Origin of the sequence: Streptomyces bambusae (assembly GCF_020532645.1) — a bacterium.
GTDB classification, from domain to species: Bacteria; Actinomycetota; Actinomycetes; order Streptomycetales; family Streptomycetaceae; genus Streptomyces; species Streptomyces bambusae.
Map to the genome: position 1 here is coordinate 1 of NZ_JAJAUZ010000087.1, position 17,859 is coordinate 17,859.

16 protein-coding genes are annotated in these 17,859 nt (G+C 74.7%); 8 read left to right on the forward strand and 8 right to left on the reverse strand.

The features are described from left to right. Positions 1-248: 248 nt before the first annotated feature. Together LG634_RS34365 and LG634_RS34370 are read right to left on the reverse strand one after the other, a co-directional pair. Positions 249-662 (reverse strand): pyridoxamine 5'-phosphate oxidase family protein, encoded by a 414-nt coding sequence (locus tag LG634_RS34365; RefSeq protein ID WP_226739964.1) that lies wholly within the window; start codon positions 660-662, stop codon positions 249-251. Between the two features lie 49 nt (positions 663-711). Then, complete coding sequence (locus tag LG634_RS34370; protein WP_226739924.1) at positions 712-1,035, reverse strand: STAS domain-containing protein; 324 nt, start codon at positions 1,033-1,035, stop codon at positions 712-714. 263 nt (positions 1,036-1,298) lie between these two features. Between LG634_RS34370 and LG634_RS34375 the strand changes: the two genes are divergently transcribed. The 3 genes from LG634_RS34375 to LG634_RS34385 all read left to right on the forward strand — a co-directional run bounded on the left by LG634_RS34375 (position 1,299) and on the right by LG634_RS34385 (position 5,199). Further along, entirely contained in the window at positions 1,299-2,009 is a 711-nt protein-coding gene (locus LG634_RS34375; protein WP_226739926.1) for a response regulator, read from the forward strand. Positions 2,010-2,352: 343 nt separating this feature from the next. After that, entirely contained in the window at positions 2,353-3,324 is a 972-nt protein-coding gene (locus tag LG634_RS34380; protein WP_226739928.1) for an Acg family FMN-binding oxidoreductase, read from the forward strand. Positions 3,325-3,486: 162 nt separating this feature from the next. Continuing rightward, complete coding sequence (locus tag LG634_RS34385) at positions 3,487-5,199, forward strand: GAF domain-containing sensor histidine kinase (protein WP_226739966.1); 1,713 nt, start codon at positions 3,487-3,489, stop codon at positions 5,197-5,199. 17 nt (positions 5,200-5,216) lie between these two features. Here LG634_RS34385 and LG634_RS34390 read toward each other — a convergent pair whose 3' ends face one another. The 3 genes from LG634_RS34390 to LG634_RS34400 all read right to left on the reverse strand — a co-directional run bounded on the left by LG634_RS34390 (position 5,217) and on the right by LG634_RS34400 (position 8,347). Continuing rightward, on the reverse strand, positions 5,217-6,407 hold the full coding sequence (locus tag LG634_RS34390) for an acyl-CoA dehydrogenase family protein (protein ID WP_226739929.1): 1,191 nt from the start codon (positions 6,405-6,407) through the stop codon (positions 5,217-5,219). Positions 6,408-6,578: 171 nt separating this feature from the next. Next, the gene (locus LG634_RS34395; protein WP_226739931.1) at positions 6,579-7,460 is read right to left on the reverse strand and encodes a class II fructose-bisphosphate aldolase; all 882 of its coding nucleotides are present in this window, start codon (positions 7,458-7,460) and stop codon (positions 6,579-6,581) included. Then, the gene (locus LG634_RS34400) at positions 7,457-8,347 is read right to left on the reverse strand and encodes an SIS domain-containing protein (protein WP_226739933.1); all 891 of its coding nucleotides are present in this window, start codon (positions 8,345-8,347) and stop codon (positions 7,457-7,459) included. The genes LG634_RS34395 and LG634_RS34400 overlap by 4 nt, the downstream gene beginning before the upstream one ends. A gap of 242 nt (positions 8,348-8,589) precedes the next feature. Between LG634_RS34400 and LG634_RS34405 the strand changes: the two genes are divergently transcribed. After that, complete coding sequence (locus LG634_RS34405; RefSeq protein WP_226739934.1) at positions 8,590-9,378, forward strand: DeoR/GlpR family DNA-binding transcription regulator; 789 nt, start codon at positions 8,590-8,592, stop codon at positions 9,376-9,378. Positions 9,379-9,607: 229 nt separating this feature from the next. Continuing rightward, positions 9,608-10,549: a LysR family transcriptional regulator gene (locus LG634_RS34410; protein WP_226739936.1), complete on the forward strand. Its 942-nt coding sequence runs from the start codon at positions 9,608-9,610 to the stop codon at positions 10,547-10,549. Between the two features lie 65 nt (positions 10,550-10,614). Here the strand turns inward: LG634_RS34410 and LG634_RS34415 are convergent, their stop codons facing one another. The 3 genes from LG634_RS34415 to tdh form a co-directional block, all read right to left on the reverse strand. Next, positions 10,615-11,529 (reverse strand): LysR family transcriptional regulator, encoded by a 915-nt coding sequence (locus LG634_RS34415; protein WP_226739938.1) that lies wholly within the window; start codon positions 11,527-11,529, stop codon positions 10,615-10,617. 12 nt (positions 11,530-11,541) lie between these two features. After that, positions 11,542-12,741, reverse strand: coding sequence for a glycine C-acetyltransferase (locus tag LG634_RS34420; protein WP_226739940.1), 1,200 nt, complete (start codon positions 12,739-12,741; stop codon positions 11,542-11,544). Positions 12,742-12,881: 140 nt separating this feature from the next. Next, on the reverse strand, positions 12,882-13,910 hold the full coding sequence (tdh, locus tag LG634_RS34425) for an L-threonine 3-dehydrogenase (protein WP_226739942.1): 1,029 nt from the start codon (positions 13,908-13,910) through the stop codon (positions 12,882-12,884). Between the two features lie 401 nt (positions 13,911-14,311). Here tdh and LG634_RS34430 point away from each other — a divergent pair, with 401 nt between their 5' ends. The 3 genes from LG634_RS34430 to LG634_RS34440 all read left to right on the forward strand — a co-directional run bounded on the left by LG634_RS34430 (position 14,312) and on the right by LG634_RS34440 (position 17,835). Beyond that, positions 14,312-15,061: an alpha/beta hydrolase fold domain-containing protein gene (locus tag LG634_RS34430; RefSeq protein WP_226739944.1), complete on the forward strand. Its 750-nt coding sequence runs from the start codon at positions 14,312-14,314 to the stop codon at positions 15,059-15,061. A gap of 260 nt (positions 15,062-15,321) precedes the next feature. Further along, complete coding sequence (locus LG634_RS34435; protein ID WP_226739946.1) at positions 15,322-16,140, forward strand: AAC(3) family N-acetyltransferase; 819 nt, start codon at positions 15,322-15,324, stop codon at positions 16,138-16,140. Between the two features lie 105 nt (positions 16,141-16,245). Further along, entirely contained in the window at positions 16,246-17,835 is a 1,590-nt protein-coding gene (locus tag LG634_RS34440) for a serine hydrolase (protein WP_226739948.1), read from the forward strand. Positions 17,836-17,859 lie beyond the last annotated feature (24 nt).

Genomic DNA, 17,859 nt, shown 5'->3' on the forward strand with positions numbered 1-17,859 from the left:
CTCGGCCCGGACCCGCTCCTCAAACGCCGGAGAGGCTGGAGGTGGCGGCGCCGGGCACCGGGCTCTGCCCGGACCCGCTCCTCAAGCGCCGGAGGGGCTGGATTTGCCCGGCCGGGTCTCAAATGCCGAAGGGCGGGATGTGCCCCGCAGGGTCTCGAACGCCGGAGGGACTGGATTGCCCCGCAGGGTCCGGAGGCCGCGCGGGGGCTGGGGTGGCACCCCCCTGGCGCGGCGGGGACCCGTACTCGTCACGAACTCCCCGCACCCCTCTCCAGCCGGAACCCCGACACCAGGTCCGGCCGAATCCGCACCACCTGCACCGGATCCGGCGCCACCCACGACCGCAGCCGCCCCGCCAGCCGAGCCGCCTCCCGAGCGTCCGTCACCCGCCGGGCGAAGCCGGTCACGACCACGCTCCAGCCGAGGTGCGTGACCGGGTCGATCTCGTCCGCCTCGTACGCGACGACCACCCCGTCCGCGTCCGCCGGCGCCAGCAGCCCGGCCAGCGCGCTGCCGTCGTGCAGCCGGACGACGACGTCCTCGCCGTCGACCACGTGATTCACCGGCCGCACCGCCGGCAGCGCCTGCTGTGTGAACACCACCCGCCCCAACGACACCGTCCCGAGCAGCCGCAGCGCCTCCGTCCGGTCGAGCGGCCGCATCCGGCGGGGCCCGCCGCCCTCGTCCGGACCGGCCGTCGCCCGCCCCAGTTCAAGCCCAGCGGCAGCACAGGGCACGATCGGCTCCCAGGACGCGCATGGATTTGGCGAGCATCGGCGGCACGCCGTCGAGCAGCAGCTGCGCCCCGGCCCGCGCACAACGCCGCTGCAGGCGCAGGAACATGTCGATGCCCGAGCTGTCGCAGAACGCCAGCCCGGAGACGTCGAGCAGCAGGTCGCCGCCCCCGTCCGCGACCCGGCCGAGGCGCGGCTCGACCGCCGCGACCGTGTGGATGTCGAGTTCGCCCTCCACGGCCACGCCCGGCCACCCGTCCCCGAGCGCCACCGTCCTGAGCGCGATCATCGTTCTGCCCATGCCGCCGTCCTCGTCTCGTCGTGCGTCATCGCCCTCCCAGCCCATCAGGCGCAGCCGCGTCCGCGGTAGGTCCGTACGCCTCGTACGAAGGGCCGATCGGCCCTGTCCGGAGGTCCCGGCGTCCGGGCAGGATGCAGGGGCGTGTGCCCGGTCCATCCGTGCGTACACGCACCCGTGCACACCTGCCGCGCGCGGGGCAGCGGCGGCCGTCCCCGGCGGGGGCGGGCCCGAGGCCCGGCGCGACCCCGAACGAGGAGCCCGAGATGACCTACGACACCGCCGGCGGCGCGGCTGGGGAACCCATCCGGGTCTTCCTCCTCGACGACCACGAGGTGGTCCGGCGCGGGGTGCACGACCTGCTGGAGGCCGAGCCGGACATCTCCGTGGTCGGCGAGGCGTCGACGGCCGAGCAGGCGCTGGTCCGGGTGCCGGCGCTGCGGCCGCAGGTGGCGGTGCTCGACGTACGGCTCCAGGACGGGGACGGGGTGACGGTCTGCCGCGAGCTGCGCTCCCGGATGCCGGACCTGGCCTGCCTGATGCTGACCTCGTTCGACGACGAGGAGGCGCTGCTCGACGCGATCATGGCGGGGGCGCGCGGCTACGTGCTCAAGCAGATCCGCGGGACGGACCTGGTCACAGCGGTGCGGACGGTGGCGGCGGGCCGGTCGATGCTGGATCCCAGGGCGGCGGCGCGGGTGATGGCACGCATGCGGGGGGAGGTGCCGGAGGCGGAGAAGGCGCCGGGGCTGCCGGGGTTCACGGACCGGGAGAAGGAGATCCTGGTGCTGGTGAGCGAGGGGTTGACGAACCGGGAGATCGGGGCGCGGCTGTTCCTCGCGGAGAAGACGGTGAAGAACATCGTGTCGCGGCTGTTCGCGAAGCTGGGGGTGGACCGGCGCGTCCAGGCGGCGGTCATCGCCAGCCACACCCTCGTCCCCCCGGACCGCCACCCCTTCCCACCTCGCACCTCCTGACCCCCTGGAGGGGCTGGATGTGCCCCCGCCCGGCGGGCAACCGCCCCAAGCGGGGTGGATGGGCCCGCCCAGAGGGCAACCCACCCGAGCAGGGTGGAGCTGACCCACCCGGCGGGCAGCCGACCCGAGCAGGGTGGAGCTGCCCCATCCAGAGGGCAGCCGGCCCGAGCGGGGCGGAGTTGCCTCGCCCGGTGGGCGGCAGGGCCGGACGGGACCCGAGGGGGGCCGGTTGGCCCCTGGGGGTGGAGGTGGGCGGGGCGGGAAGGTGGAGGGAGCGCTTCCGACGGCGCCCGGGCCCGACGGACACCGGCCGCGGCGGCGACGCACAGACAGGAGCAGTCCCATGACCGCACCCGATTCCCGGCTCATCGCCGACGCCGTCACCGCCCCCTCCATGCACAACGCCCAGCCATGGAAGTTCGTCCTCCGCCCGGCCGCCGGGACCGCCGAACTGTACGGCGACCCGGCCCGGACCCTGCACCGGGCCGACCCCGACCACCGCGCCCTCCACATCGGCTGCGGCGCCGCACTGTTCAACCTCCGGGTGTCCGCCGCCGCCCACGGGTACGGTGCCCGGGTCCGGCTGCTGCCGGACCGCACCGACCCGTGGCTGCTGGCGGCCGTGGACCTGACCGGGCCGCCCGGCCCGGACCGGGCCCTCGCCGCGCTGCACCCCGTACTGCGGCGCCGGCACACCAGCCGCGAGCCGTTCGGCACCGAGCCGGTCCCGGCTGCGCTGCTCGACGGGCTGGCCGCGGCCGCGCTGCTGGAGGGCGGCCGGCTGACCGTGCCGGACCAGTGGCACACCGAGACCGTCCTGGGTCTGGTCCGGGACGCGGAGCAGTACGAGGAGACCGATCCGGCGCTGCAGGCGGAGACCGCGGCCTGGACCGACCGGGCGCAGGCCGGTACGGGCGCCCGCCGCGACGGCATCCCGGCCACCGCGTTCGGGCCGCGGAGCACCGGGCCGAAGGCCGCGGTCCGCGACTTCGGCCGCCACCGGGAGCTGCCCGGCCGGCCCTGGGCCGCGTTCGAACGGAGGCCGCAGCTCGCGCTGCTGAGCACCGACGGCGACGCGCCCGAGGACTGGCTGCGCGCGGGGCAGGCACTGGAACGCGTCCTGCTCCGGGCCACCGCCGACGGCCTGGCCACGTCGATGACCTCGCAGCCGCTGGAGTGGCCGCAACTGCGGTGGACGGCCAGGGATCCGCTGGCGGGCCCGGCCCACGTCCAGATGGTGGTGCGGCTCGGCTTCGGCCCGCAGGGCCACGCGACCCCGCGGCGCCCGGTGGCGGACGTGCTGACCGTCCGGTAGGCCGTCCACGCACCCCCGTTGAGACCGGCCGCACCCCGTTCCGTACGGCCGGAGGCGCGGAATCCGGCGTCCGGCCGTCCGGGCCCCCGGCTGCCGATAGTCTTTCGGCTCGCAGAGCACGAGGGAGTCGGTCAGGCCGTGGTGGGGGACCCGTTGTCGCAGATGCCGCGGATGCGGCTGGACGAGTTGCTCGACGAGCTCCAGGCGCGCATCGACGCCGCCCGGGGCACCCGGGACCGCGTCCACAGCCTGTTGGAGGCCGTCGTGTCGGTGGGCCGGGAGCTCGAACTCTCCCAGGTGCTGCGCCGTATCGTCGAGGCCGCCGCACTGCTGGTGGACGCCGAGTACGGGGCGCTCGGGGTGATCGGTCCGGACGGCCGGACGCTGTCGCAGTTCCTCACCGTGGGCCTCACCGACGAGGAGACGGCGGAGATCGGGCCGCTGCCCGCCGGGCACGGCCTGCTCGGCGAGGTGATCCGGCACCCGGAACCGCTGCGGCTGGCCGACCTGGGGGCGCACACCTCCTCGCACGGCTTCCCGGCGCACCACCCGCCGATGCGCTCGTTCCTCGGCGTCCCGATCCGGGTCCGCGAGGAGGTGTTCGGCAACCTGTACCTGACGGACAAGCGGGGCGGGGTCGAGTTCGACACCGAAGACGAGTCGGTGATCAGCACGCTGTCGGTGGCCGCCGGCGTGGCCATCGACAACGCCCGCCTGTACGAGGGCTCGCAGCGCCAGCAGCGCTGGCTGCGGGCCAACGCCGAGATCACCCGCAGCCTGCTGTCCGGCAGTGCCCGGGCCGAGGTTCTGGAACTCATCGCCCTGCGGGCGCAGGACATCACGGGTTCCCGGGCCGCGGAGATCGCCACCGCGGTCGGCGGTGACGGCGGGCTGCTCGTCGAGGCGGCGACGGGTGCGGACGCCGCCCGCCGGCAGGGCCTCGTGCTGCCCGTCGAGGGCACCCAGCCGGGGGCCGCGTGGACGGCGGGGGCTCCGGTGACGACGCCGAAGGCGGCCGCGGACCCCCGCTACGGGGCGGACGTGCTGCTGCCCGGAGAGTGGGGGCCGGCGGTGGCGGTGCCGCTGGGTTCGGAGGGCGCGTCCGGCCGGGGCGTGCTCTTCCTGGCCCGGGCGGCCGGGGAGCCGGTGTTCACCGATGCCGAGCTGGAGCCGCTGCTGGCGTTCGCCGGGCAGGCGGCACTCGCGCTGGAGCTCGCCGACCGGCGCCGCGACGCCGAGCAGATCGCCCTGCTGGAGGAGCGCGACCGGATCGCGCGCGACCTGCACGACCTGGCGATCCAACGGCTGTTCGCGACCGGCATGACGCTCCAGAGCGCCGGCCGCCTGGTGGACCACGAGGACGCGGCGCAGCGGCTCACCCGGGCCGTGGACGACCTGGACGAGACCATCAAGATCATCCGGTCGACCATCTTCGGGCTGCGCACCAAGGACCGCGACGGCGACAACGGCCTGCGGGCCCGGGTGGCGCGCGCCGTCGGCGAGGCGGCCGCCGTGCTGGGCCATCCGCCGCGGCTGAGCATGGAGGGCCTGCTGGACACGGACGTGCCGGCGGGCGTCGCGGACCACGTGGTGGCCGTGCTGGGCGAACTCCTCAGCAACGCGGCCCGGCACGCGCACGCGACCCGGGTGGCCGTCGCCCTGCAGGCCGCCTCCGGCGAGGTGGTCCTGACCGTGTCGGACGACGGCGTCGGCATCCCGCCGCAGGGCCGCCGCTCCGGCCTCGCCAACCTCGACGAACGCGCCCGCAGCGTCGGCGGCGCCTTCGAGCTGGAGTCCCCTGACACCGGCGGCACCCGCCTCACTTGGCGCGCCCCGCTCCGCCCGGTCCCCGCCCGGCCGGCCCCGCGGGGCTGACCGTACGGCGGGGTTCGTCAGCGGCGGACCCGGGGCATGCCGAGGCCGATCCAGGAGATGATCTCGCGCTGGATCTCGTTGTTGCCGCCGCCGAAGGTGAAGATGACCGCGCTGCGGTAGCCGCGTTCGAGTTCGCCGTGGAGGACCGTGCCCGCCGAGCCGTCCTTGAGGGGGCCGGCCGCGGCGACGACCTCCATCAGCCAGGCGTACGCGTCGCGGCGGGCCTCGGAGCCGTAGACCTTGACGGCGGAGGCGTCCTGCGGGGTGAGGGTGCCGTCCTGGACGGCGTTGACCATCTGCCAGTTGAGGAGCTTCATCGCGTCGAGGCGGGCGTGGGTGCGGGCGAGACGGCCCCGGACCCAGCCGAGGTCGATGACGCGGCGGCCGTCGGCGAGCTTGGTGGCCGCGGCCCAGCGCTGGACGTCGTGCAGGGCGCGGATCGCCATGGTGCCGTGCGCGGCGAGGGTGACGCGCTCGTGGTTGAGCTGGTTCGTGATCAGGCGCCAGCCGTGGTTCTCGCGGCCGACCCGCCGGGTGGCGGGCACCCGGATGTCCTCGTAGTGGCTGGCCGTGGTGTCGTGCGAGGCCAGGGTGTTGATGACGGTGCAGCTGTAGCCGGGGTCGGCGGTGGGGACGAGGAGCATGGTGATGCCCTTGTGGGCGGGGGCGTCCGGGTCGGTGCGGACGGCGAGCCAGACCCAGTCGGCGGTGTCGCCGTTGGTGGTCCAGATCTTCTGCCCGTTCACGACGTACGTGCCGGTCTCCTCGTCGCCTTCGCGCACGGCCTTGCAGCGGAGGGCGGCGAGGTCGGTGCCGGCGTCGGGCTCGCTGTAGCCGATGGCGAAGTCGATCTCCCCGGAGAGGATCCGCGGGAGGAAGTACGCCTTCTGCTCCTCGGTGCCGAACTGCATGATCGTGGGGCCCACGGTGTTGAGGGCCATCAGCGGCAGCGGTACGACGGCCTGCGCGGCCTCGTCGAAGAAGATGAACTGGTCCATGGGCGACATGCCGCGGCCGCCGTATGCGGCGGGCCAGCCGACGCCGAGCCAGCCGTCGGTGCCGAGCCGGCGGATGGTCTCGCGGTAGAACCGCTTCTGGGCGGCGGGCTCCGCGTACCGGGAGGAGACGTCCTCGGGGACCAGCTCGGCGAAGTACGCGCGCAGTTCGGCGCGCAACTGCTGCTGCTCAGGCGTGTATTCGAGGTGCACGGCCCCTCCAGACTCCGGCTGCTGCGGTACGGACCCGCTCGGCGGCGCACAGACTAGAACTCGTTCCAGGAATGTGGAAGGGGCATGGCAGGGGCGTGGAAGGGGCATTGCAGGGGCGTGACGGGCGGCCCGGGGCCCGTACTCCCCCGGGACCGTCCGTCGCGGCCGTGCTCAGGCGCGTACGGCTTCCGGCAGCGGCACCTCCGCTCCCAGGGCGGTGATCAGTGCGGTGGCGGTGCGGGCCATGGCGGCGCGGCCCACCGACAGGTAGGTGCGGGTGTCGGCGGCGCTGGGGTGGGCGTCGAGGTAGGCGCGGATGGCGTCGGTCATGGCCACGTTGAGGGCGGTGCCGATGTTGACCTTCGTGATGCCGCCGGCGACGGCCGCGGCGAGTTCGCCGTCGGGCAGGCCGGAGGAGCCGTGCAGGACGAGCGGGACGTCCACGGCGGCGGCGAGCCGGGCGAGGAGGTCGTGGTCGAGGCGGCCGGTGCGGGTGGTCATGGCGTGGGTGCTGCCGATGGCGACGGCCAGCGCGTCCACGCCGGAGGCCGCCACGAACCGCCGGGCTTCCTCCGGGTCGGTGCGGGCGCCCGGCGCGTGCGCGTCGAGCGGGGCGGCGCCGTCCTTGCCGCCGACCTCGCCGAGCTCGGCCTCGATCCACAGGCCGTTGGCGTGCGCCCAGTCGGCGGCGGCCCGGGTCGCGGACAGGTTCTCCACGTACGGCAGGTGGGCGGCGTCGAACATGACCGAGCTGAAGCCGGCCGCGGCGGCCTGGCGCAGCAGGTCGGGGCTCTTGACGTGGTCGAGGTGGAGGGCGACCGGCACGCCGGCGGCCTCGGCCGCGGCGGCGGCCGCGCGGGCCAGCGGCAGCACCCGGCCGTGGCGGTACTTCACGGCGTTCTCGCTGACCTGGAGGATGACGGGGGCGCCGGCCTCCTCGGCGCCGGCGATGACCGCCTCGGCGTGCTCCAGCGTGATGATGTTGAACGCGGCGACGGCGCGGCGCTCGGCGGCGGCCGGTCCGACGAGGCTGCCGGTGGCGGCGAGGGTCATCGGGTCTCCCCTGCGAGGATCACGGAGCGGGTCAGGTGGCGGGGGCTGTCCGGGTCGAGGCCGCGGCGGCCGGCGACGGCGAGCGCGAGGCGCTGGGCGCGGACCAGTTCGGCGAGCGGGTCGAGGGTGCCCTGGATCCAGCGGCCGCCGGTGGCGGCGACCTGTTCGGGCAGGCCGGCCGGGGCCTCGCCGAACATCCAGGTGGCGCTGGTCTCGCCGGTGACGCTGATGGGGCCGTGCCGGTACTCCATCGCCGGGTAGGCCTCGGCCCAGGAGAGCGAGGCCTCCCGCATCTTCAGCGCGGCCTCCTCGGCGAGGCCGGCGGTCCAGCCGCGGCCGAGGAAGGTGAACTGGCTGCAGTCCGCGAGGCCGTCGGGCAGCGGTTCGGCGAGCGCGGCGCGGGCGTCGGCGACGGCGGCCGGCCGGTGCTCGCCGAGGTGGGCGCGGAGCAGGGTGAAGGCGGTGGTGGCGAAGCGGGTCTGAACGACGGACCGCTCGTCGGCGAAGCCGAGGACGACGAGGTCGTCGGCGAGGGCGGCGACCGGGGTGTCGGGGTCGCCGATGACGGCCGTGGTACGGGTGCGGCCGCGGAGCGCGGCCAGCAGGTCGAGCACCTCGGTGGTGGTGCCGGAGCGGGTCAGGGCCACCACCCGGTCGTAGCGCCGGCCGGCCGGGAACTCGGAGGCGGGGAAGGCGTCGGTCTCGCCGAGGCCGGCGGCCTCGCGCAGGGCGGCGGCGGCCCGGGCCATGAAGTAGGAGGTGCCGCAGCCGGTGACGGCGACCCGCTCGCCGGGGGCCGGGAGCAGGTCCCGGTGCGCGGGGGCGAGTTCGGCGGCGCGCTGCCAGCACTCGGGCTGCGAGCTGAGTTCGTGGGCGGCATGGCTCATGACGGGCGACTCCCTCTCGGGTCCCTCGCGGGTCCCCCTCGGATCCCGCGGGTCACCCACGACCCTTCCCGGGGGCCGCGGGGACATGCGGGGTGACGCAATGATGCTTGTTCGTGCAAGTTATCGCGCTGTTTCAAGCAACTTCAAGCATCTTCGGCGGGGAGTCACTGAGCTAGGGTCACGTGTGCGGCACCGGCGGTCACCGGGGCCGGCCGACGGACGAGGAAAGGCGGAGGTGCCGGATGTCGCGCGACGCCCGCTGGAAGACCCTGATGGACCTGCTCGTGGAGCGCGGGCGGCTGGACGTGGACGCGACCGCGGCCGAGCTGGGCGTGTCGGCCGCCACGGTCCGGCGCGACTTCGACCAGCTGGCCGAGCAGCAGCTGCTGGTCCGCACCCGGGGCGGGGCGGTGGTGCACGGGGTGTCGTACGAGCTGCCGCTGCGCTACCGCAGTTCCCGGCGGGCGGCGGAGAAGCAGCGGATCAGTGCGGCGGTGGCGGACCTGATCGGGGCGGGCGAGGTGGTCGGCCTGACCGGCGGCACCACCACCACCGAGGTCGGGCGGGCGCTGGCGGCCCGCCCGGACCTGGCGGGCGCGGCGGCCGGTGCGGTGACCCTGACGGTGGTGACCAACGCCCTCAACATCGCCGCCGAACTGGCGATCCGCCCGCAGTTCAAGGTGGTGGTGACCGGCGGCGTGGCCCGGCCGCAGACGTACGAGCTGACCGGCCCGCTCGCGGACGGGGTGCTGGGCCAGATCACCCTGGACACGGCGGTGGTGGGCGTGGACGCGTTCGACCCGCGCGACGGGGCGTCGGCGCACGACCAGGACGAGGCGGCGATCAACCGGCTGCTGTGCGAGCGGGCCCGGCGGGTGGTGGTGGCCACGGACTCCAGCAAGCTGGGGCGGCGGGCGTTCGCCCGGATCTGCCCGGCCGCCCGGGTCGACGTGCTGGTCACGGACGCGGCGGTGGCGGAGGCCACGGTGGCGGAGTTCCGCGACGCGGGCGTCGAGGTGCAGGTCGTCTGAACCCCCGTTCCCGACGACCCGTGCAGCCCCGGCGCCCGCGCCAGGTTCCGGTGGCGGCCGCCGGGCGCCCGCCGGTGCGGCGGGCCGGCGCGTGCGGCCGTGCGGAGCACGCGCAATGGCCGGAATGCGGCCTGAGAGGTGCTCCCCGTCTACCTTCCTCGACGGGTCCCACCAGGAACAACGCCGAAAACTGCAACAATCGATCACTCTGGATTACCGATGGGAGTGCATGGTATTGGAGCGGCACGAACTGGACGGGTTCCTGGTGCTCGCCGAGGAGCTTCATTTCGGCCGCGCCGCCGAGCGCCTGCGGGTGTCCCGGGCGCACGTCAGCCAGACCATCAAGAAGCTGGAGCGCCGGATCGGGGCACCGCTGTTCGTCCGTACCAGCCGGCAGGTGGCGCTGACCCCGCTGGGCGAGCAGCTGCGCGAGGACCTCGCTCCGCACGCCCGCGGCATCACGGAGGCCGTGCACCGGGCGATCGCGACCGCGCACGGGACGACGGGCACCCTGCGGGTCGGGTTCGTGGGCGCGCTCTGGGGCCAACTGTTCGTGCTGGCGGCGGACGCGTTCCGGGCCGGGCACCCGGACTGCGAGGTGGAGCTGCGCGAGTACGCGTTCGGCGTGGCGCAGGAGCCGGTGCGCAGCGGCGAGCTGGACCTGATGAACGCGAGCTTCCCGGTCCGGGAGCCGGACCTGACGGCGGGTCCGCCGGTGGTGCGCGAGCCGCGGGTGCTGGCGATCTCCTCGGCGCACCCGCTGGCCGCCCGCAGCGAGCTGACCCTCGCGGACCTCGACGGGCTGACGATGATCCGGACCCCGACGATGCCCGCGTACTGGTCGCGGTCGCGGACGCTGGGCGCGGGCGGCCCGGAGGAGCCGGCGGAGCGCGGCGCGCAGGCGACGTCCCTCCAGGAGGGGCTGGCCCTGATCGCGGCGGGCAAGGGCGCGTATCCGGTGGGGGCGCAGGTGGTGCGCTTCTACCGGCGTCCGGACCTGGCGTACGTGCCGATCACGGACGCCCCGCCGCTGGACTGGGGGCTGGTGTGGCGGCGGGGGAACGACACGCCGCTGCTGTGCGCGTTCGCCCGTGTGGTGACGGAGGTGGCCCGCACCTCGGGGCATCCGGGCACCTCGCCGGAGGAGCTGGGGGCCCCCGGGCCGGAGTAGGGCGGCTCGGCCGGGACGGCGCGGCCGGGGCGCGCGGCCCGGGCGCGCGGCCATGACGGCCCGGCTCAGCCGGTGGACAGGTTCGCGGCCTCCTGCCGCAGGGCGTCGAGGACGGGCCGCAGCAGCGGGTGGGTCTGGGCGCCGCGGCGGACGGCGGCGAACACCCGCCGGGTGGCGGCCGGCCCGGTGACGGGCCGGACGACGGTGTCCTTGAGCTCCATGCCGCGCAGCGCGGAGCGCGGTACGAGGGCCACGCCGGCGGTGGCGCCGGCCAGGGCGACGACGGCCCGGTAGTCGTCGGAGGAGTGCACGAGCCGGGGCTGGAAGCCGGCGAGTTCGCAGGCGAGGACCACCACGTCGTGGCAGGGGTTGCCGGGGCTCTGGCCGATCCAGTCGCTGTCGGCGAGTTCGCCGAGGGAGACGGCGGGGTGCATGGCCAGCGGGTGGGAGGCGGGCAGCACGGCGTCGAAGGGCTCCGCGTAGAGCGGGACGAGGGAGAGCCGGCCGTCGTCGGCCCCGGGACCGCCTCGGTATTCGACGGCGAGCGCCACGTCGGCCTCACCGTCGAGCAGCAGGGGCAGGCTCTGGTCGCCTTCGGCGTCGCGGACCCGTACCCGTATCCCGGGGTGCTCGCGGGCGAGGCGGGCCAGGACGGGGGCCAGCACCTCGGCGATGCCGGTGGCGAAGGCGGCGACGGTGACCTCGCCGGAGCTGCCGCCGGCGTAGGCGGCGAGTTCGGCCTCGGCGCGCTCCAGCTGGGCCTGCACCTCGTGGGCGTGGCCGAGCAGGATCTCGCCGGCGGCGGTCAGCCGCACTCCGCGGCCGCTGCGGGACAGCAGGGCGTGCCCGGTCTCCTGCTCCAGCGCGGCGAGCTGCTGGGAGACGGCCGAGGGGGTGAGGTAGAGCGCCGCGGCCGCAGCGGTCACCGTACGGTGATCCGCCACGGCCCGCAGGATGCGCAGCCGGCGGGGGTCGATCACCCTGCCATTGTGTCAGGCCTGCAGAGCGGCCCGGGCGTCGGTGAAGGCGGCGACGGCGCGCTCGACGTCCGCGGTGGAGTGGGCGGCCGAGAGCTGGACCCGGATGCGGGCCTGGCCCATCGGGACGACCGGGTACGAGAAGCCGATCACGTAGACGCCGCGCTCCAGGAGCAGCTCGGCCATCCGGCCGGCCACGGCCGCGTCGCCGATCATGACGGGGGCGATGGCGTGGTCGCCGGGCAGGATCTCGAAGCCGGCCTCGGTCATCTTCGTACGGAACAGCCTGGTGTTCTCGGCCAGGCGCTCGCGCAGGTCGCCGGCGGACTCCAGCAGGTCGAGGACCTTGAGGGAGGCGGCGGCGATGACGGGGGCGAGCGAGTTGGAGAACAGGTACGGGCGGGACCGCTGGCGCAGCAGCTCGACGATCTCGGTGCGGGCGGCGACGTAGCCGCCGGAGGCGCCGCCGAGGGCCTTGCCGAGGGTGCCGGTGATGATGTCGACGCGGTCCATGACGCCGTGCAGCTCGGGGGTGCCGCGGCCGCCGGGGCCGACGAAGCCGACGGCGTGCGAGTCGTCGACCATGACCATGGCCTCGTAGCGGTCGGCGAGGTCGCAGATCTCCTGGAGCGGGGCCACGTAGCCGTCCATGGAGAAGACGCCGTCGGTGACGATCAGCTTGCGCCGGGCGCCGCCCTCGGCGGCGGCCTTGAGCTGGGCTTCCAGGTCGGCCATGTCGCGGTTGGCGTAGCGGAAGCGGCGGGCCTTGGAGAGGCGGATGCCGTCGATGATGCTGGCGTGGTTGAGGGCGTCGGAGATCACCGCGTCCTCGGGGCCGAGCAGGGTCTCGAAGACGCCGCCGTTGGCGTCGAAGCACGAGGAGTAGAGGATCGTGTCCTCCTGGCCGAGGAACGCCGACAGGCGGGCCTCCAGCTCCTTGTGGACCTCCTGGGTGCCGCAGATGAAGCGGACCGAGGCCATGCCGTAGCCCCAGCGGTCGAGGGCGTCCTTGGCGGCGGCGACGACCTCGGGGTGGTCGGCGAGGCCGAGGTAGTTGTTGGCGCAGAAGTTCAGCACCTCGCCGGGGGCGCCGCCGGCGGTGACGGCGACGGAGGCGCTCTGCGGGGTGCCGATAACGCGCTCGGGCTTGTGCAGGCCGGCGGTGCGGATCTCGTCGAGGGTGGCGCGGAGGTCGTCGCGTACGGACTCGAACATGTGCTGCTCCTTGTGCGGCGGAGTCGACGGGCGGGGCCGGGGCCGGGCGGCGGCGGCCGGAAGCATGGGGGTGGCCGGGCCCCGCGGAGGGGGAGGGGGTGCGGGGCCCGGCCGGGGAAGGGGTGGTCAGCCCCTGCGGATCAGGTGGTCCAGTCGAGGATGATCTTGCCGCTGCGGGCGGTGGCGGCCTCGTCGAAGGCGGCCTCGAAGTCCTGGTGGGCGTACTTGCCGGTGATGACGGGGCTGAGGTCGAGCCCGCCCTCCAGGAGCACGGTCATGGCGTACCAGGTCTCGTACATCTCGCGGCCGTAGATGCCCTTGATGGTGATCATGGAGGTGACGATCTTCGACCAGTCGACCGCGAACTCCTGGGCGGGCAGGCCCAGCATGGCGATCTTGCCGCCGTGGGTCATGTTGGCGATCATGTCGCGCATCGCCTCGCCGCGGCCGGACATCTCCAGGCCGATGTCGAAGCCCTCGCGCAGGCCGAGCTGCTGCTGCGCGGCTTCGATGGAGGACTCGGCGACGTTGACGGCGAGGGTGGCGCCGGCCTTCCGGGCCAGTTCCAGCCGTTCCGGGCTGACGTCGGTGATCACGACGTTGCGGGCGCCGGCGTGCCGGGCCACGGCGGCGGCCATGATGCCGATCGGGCCCGCGCCGGTGATCAGCACGTCCTCGCCGACCAGCGGGAAGGACAGCGCGGTGTGCACGGCGTTGCCGAACGGGTCGAAGATCGCGGCCACGTCCAGGTCGACCTGGGTGCGGTGCACCCACACGTTCGAGGCGGGCAGGACCACGTACTCGGCGAACGCGCCGTCGCGGCCGACGCCCAGGCCGACGGTGGCGCGGCACAGGTGGCGGCGGCCGGCCAGGCAGTTGCGGCACTTGCCGCAGACCAGGTGGCCCTCGCCGCTGACGAGGTCGCCGACCGAGACGTCCGCCACACCGGCGCCGACCGCGGCGACCTCGCCGACGAACTCGTGGCCGAGCACGAGCGGGGTCTTCACGGCACCCTGGGCCCAGCCGTCCCAGGAGCGGATGTGCAGGTCGGTCCCGCAGATGCCGGTCCGCAGCACCTTGATCAGCACCTCGCCGGGGCCGAACTCGGGCTCGGGCACGTCCATGAGCCAGAGTCCGGGCTCGGCCTTGTGCTTGACGAGTGCCTTCATGGGTGCGGCTCCATGCGGGGAAAGTGGGGCGGGAGGCGGAAGGAGACATACGTGAACACCGTGGGCCACACGGGCCTCACGGGTCTCTCCGACGCGCACCAATGTGCCGACAAGATCGGCCATCAGTCCATCGAGGATTTCTTAAGCGGACCGACAGCAGAACTTCACGCCTATGCTCCTACCTGCTGTGATGGAGCACGCTGCGGAACCGCCGCCGCAGGGAGGGGTGTGGGGTGTCGGGCGTACCGAGTCTGCGCAGTAGAGCGCTGTCCGCGGCATTGACGGCCGCGGGGCGCAGGCGCCGCTGGGCGAGTGCCGAGGCGGTCCGGGCCAGGGTGGCGGAGAGCGCCCGCCGGCCGGCCTCGCACCTGCCGCCGCGGAGCCTGGGCAGGGTGGCGGAGGTGACGCGGACGATCGTCGGCGCCTGGCCGGTGTACGACGTGTCGCCGCGGGACCGCGAGCCGGCCGCCCGGGTGCTGTACCTGCACGGCGGCGGGTTCATCGACGAGCTCATACGGCCGCACTGGTCGCTGGTGCGGAACCTGGCGGAGGCGGGCGCGCACGTCGTGGTGCCCGCGTACACGCTGGCGCCGCGCGGCACCGCGGACCGGACCGTGCCGGTGGCCGCCGACCTGCTGAGCGGTCTGATCGAGAGCGGCGGGCCGGGCGAGACGGTGCTGATGGGCGATTCCGCGGGCGCCGGGCTGGCGCTGGCGGCCGCCCAGAAGCTGCGCGACCGCAACGGGGTGCAGCCGACCCGGATCGTGCTGCTGTCCCCCTGGCTGGACCTGTCGGTGAGCCACCCGGACCAGCCCGAGATCGAGACCCGCGATCCGCTGCTGGCGCGGGCCGGGCTGCGGGAGGCGGGCCGGCTGTACGCGGGCACGCTGGCGACGGACGATCCGCGGGTGAGCCCGCTGTTCGGGTCGCTGGCGGGCCTGGCGCCGCTGACGGTGTTCACGAGCAGCCGTGACGTGCTCTCCCCCGACAGCCGCGAGCTGCTCACCCGTGCCCGCCTGGCGGGCACCCCCGCCGAACTGATCGAGGCGGACGGCCAGCCGCACTGCTACCCCCTCCTCCCGACCCCGGAGGGCCGGGCGGCCCGGCAGCGGATCACGGGCCTGCTGGACGGGCTGCCGGCGACGGGGTGACGGGCGGCGCGGGGAGGAGCACCCCCGAGCGGCCCCGGAGCGCCGTGCGTGCGCCCTGCCGGTGCTGACGGCCGGCCCGGCGTCGTCGCGCGGGCCGGTTCGCCATGCGGCCGGCGACCCGGCTGCGGCCTCCCCGGCCCGGCGCCCCCGCCGGGCCACCGCGTCCCCCGTTCAAGTGGTTTCGGCCGACTCCGGCCCCCGCTCCTGCGGCCGGTCCTACGATGGGCGGCGCTCCGCTGCCCCACAGGAATGAGACGGGCGTGAACACGCTGCGCACCACCCTGCACTCGGACACCCGACTGACGGACCGGTTCCGCGCGTTGGGAGTGGCAGCGGGCGGTGTCCTGATGGTGCACGCGTCGATGCGCGCGCTGGGTCCGGCCGGGCCGCCCGGGGGCCGCGGCTCCGAGGTCGTGCTGCGCGCGCTGCGCGCCGCGCTCGGCCCGTCCGGGACCCTGGTCGTGCCGACGTTCACGCCCGAGAACTCCGACACCTCGCCCCACTACCGGGAGCAGGTGCGGGGACTCTCCCCGGAGGAGGTGGCGGCGCTGCGCGACCGGATGCCCGCGTTCGACCGGGCGGTGACCCCGGCTCCCACCATGGGCGTGCTCGCCGAAACGGCCCGGCAGGCGCCGGGGGCGCTGCGCAGCGGGCACCCGCAGACCTCGTTCGCCGCGCTCGGTCCCGCGGCCGGACGGATCACCGTCGGACACCGGCCCGACTGCCATCTCGGCGAGGACTCGCCGCTGGCCCGGCTGTACGAACTCGACGCCCGGGTGCTGCTGCTGGGCGTCGGATTCGACCGGTGCACCGCCTTCCACCTCGCCGAGTACCGGGTGCCGGCGCCGCCCCGGCGCACCTACCGCTGCGTGGTGGTGCAGAAGGGGGTCCGGCGCTGGTGGGAGTACGAGGACGTGGCCCTGGACGACAGCGACTTCGCGGCCGTCGGCGCGGACTTCGCGGGTCCCGGCGGCGCTCCGGTGCGCACCGGCACGGTCGGGTCGGCGGACTGCCGGCTGTTCTCGTTCCGCGACGCGGTCGACTTCGCCCGGATCCGGCTGCCGGCCCACCGGGGTTGACGCGGTACGGCAGCGGCGGGCGGGCATCGCAGGGGGCTGCCGGGGCTTCCGGACGACAGACCGGCGTGCGAGGCGTTCAATGGCTGTATGCATGCCGTACGGAGCATGCGGCTCCGCAGGAGCCGGCTGCTTGCCGCGACGGGACTGGCCGTACTGCTGGCCGCCGGAGCGGTGCCGGGCGCGGGAGCCGCGGAACCCAGCCCGCCGCCCGAGCCCTGGCCGCTGCTGACCGAGGCGGACGTCCAGAAGGCGCTCGACCGCCTCGACGGCTACGTCGCCGACACGATGCGCAGCACCGGCATCCCGGGCATGTCGGTGGCCGTGGTGTACCGGGACAAGGTCGTGTACCTCAAGGGCTTCGGGGTGCGGAAGGCCGGCGAGCCGGCGAAGGTCGGCCCGGACACCGTGTTCCAGCTGGCGTCGGTGTCCAAGCCGCTGTCCTCCACGGTGGTGGCGGGCGCGGTCGCCGACGGCGGGGTCCGCTGGGGCGACCCGGTGGCCAAGCACCTGCCCGGCTTCACGCTGAAGGACCCGTGGGTCGGGGAGCACGTGACGGTCGCGGACCTGTTCTCGCACCGCAGCGGGCTGCCGGACCACGCGGGCGACCTGCTGGAGGACCTCGGCTACGACCAGCAGTACATCCTCCAGCACCTCAAGTACGAGGCCCTGGACCCGTTCCGGACGAGCTACGCGTACACGAACTTCGGGCTGACGGCGGCCGCCGAGGCGGTGGCCGCGGCCAAGGGCGTGACCTGGCAGAAGCTGAGCGAGGACGTGCTGTTCCGGCCCGCCGGAATGACGGCCACGAGCACCACGTTCGAGGACTACGCGAAGGCCGCCGACCGCGCGTACGGGCACGTCAGGACGGCCGACGGCAGCTGGCAGGCGCGGGAGGTCCGCGACGCCGACGCGCAGGCCCCGGCGGGCGGCGCGAGTTCCACCGCCGAGGACATGGCGAAGTGGCTGCGCCTCCAGCTCGCGGCCGGCAAGCTCGGCGGCAAGCAGGTCGTCGACGGCGAGGAGCTGCTCCACACCCACCAGCCGCAGATCACCTCGTCGCCCTCCCGCACGCCCGTGGCCCGGACCGGCTTCTACGGGTTCGGCTGGAACGTGAGTTACGACGACCAGGGCCGGCTGCGGCTGAGCCACACCGGCGCGTTCGACCTCGGCGCGAACACCAACGTGACGATGCTGCCGGCCGAGGAGCTGGGCATCGTGGTCCTCACCAACGCGGCGCCGACCGGTGTGCCCGACGCGGTGGCGCTGGACTTCTTCGACACCGCGCAGTACGGCAAGCCGCGGACGGACTGGCTGGCCCTCGCCGCCTCGCTCTACACCCAGCAGCTGTCGCTGGGCGACGAGCCCTCCCCCACCAACTACGCCTCCCCGCCCGCCGATGCGAAGGCGGCGCAGGACGACGCGGCGTATCTGGGCACCTACGAGAACGAGTTCTACGGCCGGCTCGAAGTGGTGGAGGGCGCGGACGGCGGCCTGGTGCTGCTGCTCGGCCCGGAGCCGGAGCGCTACCCGCTGACCCACTACGACGGGAACACGTTCAGCTTCCTGACGCGCGGCGAGAACGCGGTGGGGCGGACCGGAGTGACCTTCAAGGACGGTGCGGTGAGGGTGGAGTACCTCGACCAGACCGGGCTCGGCACGTTCACCAAGGCCGGCGGGCAGCCGTCCGCCGGGTGACAAATGCGTTACCACTTCCTCCGA

Excerpts from the sequence above, each read along its gene's own strand:
- LG634_RS34365 (WP_226739964.1), bottom strand. The coding sequence starts at position 662 with ATGCGGCCGCTCGACCGGACGGAGGCGCTGCGGCTGCTCGGGACGGTG.
- LG634_RS34370 (WP_226739924.1), bottom strand. The coding sequence starts at position 1,035 with ATGGGCAGAACGATGATCGCGCTCAGGACGGTGGCGCTCGGGGACGGG.
- LG634_RS34375 (WP_226739926.1), top strand. The coding sequence starts at position 1,299 with ATGACCTACGACACCGCCGGCGGCGCGGCTGGGGAACCCATCCGGGTC.
- LG634_RS34380 (WP_226739928.1), top strand. The coding sequence starts at position 2,353 with ATGACCGCACCCGATTCCCGGCTCATCGCCGACGCCGTCACCGCCCCC.
- LG634_RS34385 (WP_226739966.1), top strand. The coding sequence starts at position 3,487 with ATGCCGCGGATGCGGCTGGACGAGTTGCTCGACGAGCTCCAGGCGCGC.
- LG634_RS34395 (WP_226739931.1), bottom strand. The coding sequence starts at position 7,460 with ATGACCCTCGCCGCCACCGGCAGCCTCGTCGGACCGGCCGCCGCCGAG.
- LG634_RS34400 (WP_226739933.1), bottom strand. The coding sequence starts at position 8,347 with ATGAGCCATGCCGCCCACGAACTCAGCTCGCAGCCCGAGTGCTGGCAG.
- LG634_RS34405 (WP_226739934.1), top strand. The coding sequence starts at position 8,590 with ATGTCGCGCGACGCCCGCTGGAAGACCCTGATGGACCTGCTCGTGGAG.
- LG634_RS34410 (WP_226739936.1), top strand. The coding sequence starts at position 9,608 with ATGGTATTGGAGCGGCACGAACTGGACGGGTTCCTGGTGCTCGCCGAG.
- LG634_RS34420 (WP_226739940.1), bottom strand. The coding sequence starts at position 12,741 with ATGTTCGAGTCCGTACGCGACGACCTCCGCGCCACCCTCGACGAGATC.
- tdh (WP_226739942.1), bottom strand. The coding sequence starts at position 13,910 with ATGAAGGCACTCGTCAAGCACAAGGCCGAGCCCGGACTCTGGCTCATG.
- LG634_RS34440 (WP_226739948.1), top strand. The coding sequence starts at position 16,246 with ATGCGGCTCCGCAGGAGCCGGCTGCTTGCCGCGACGGGACTGGCCGTA.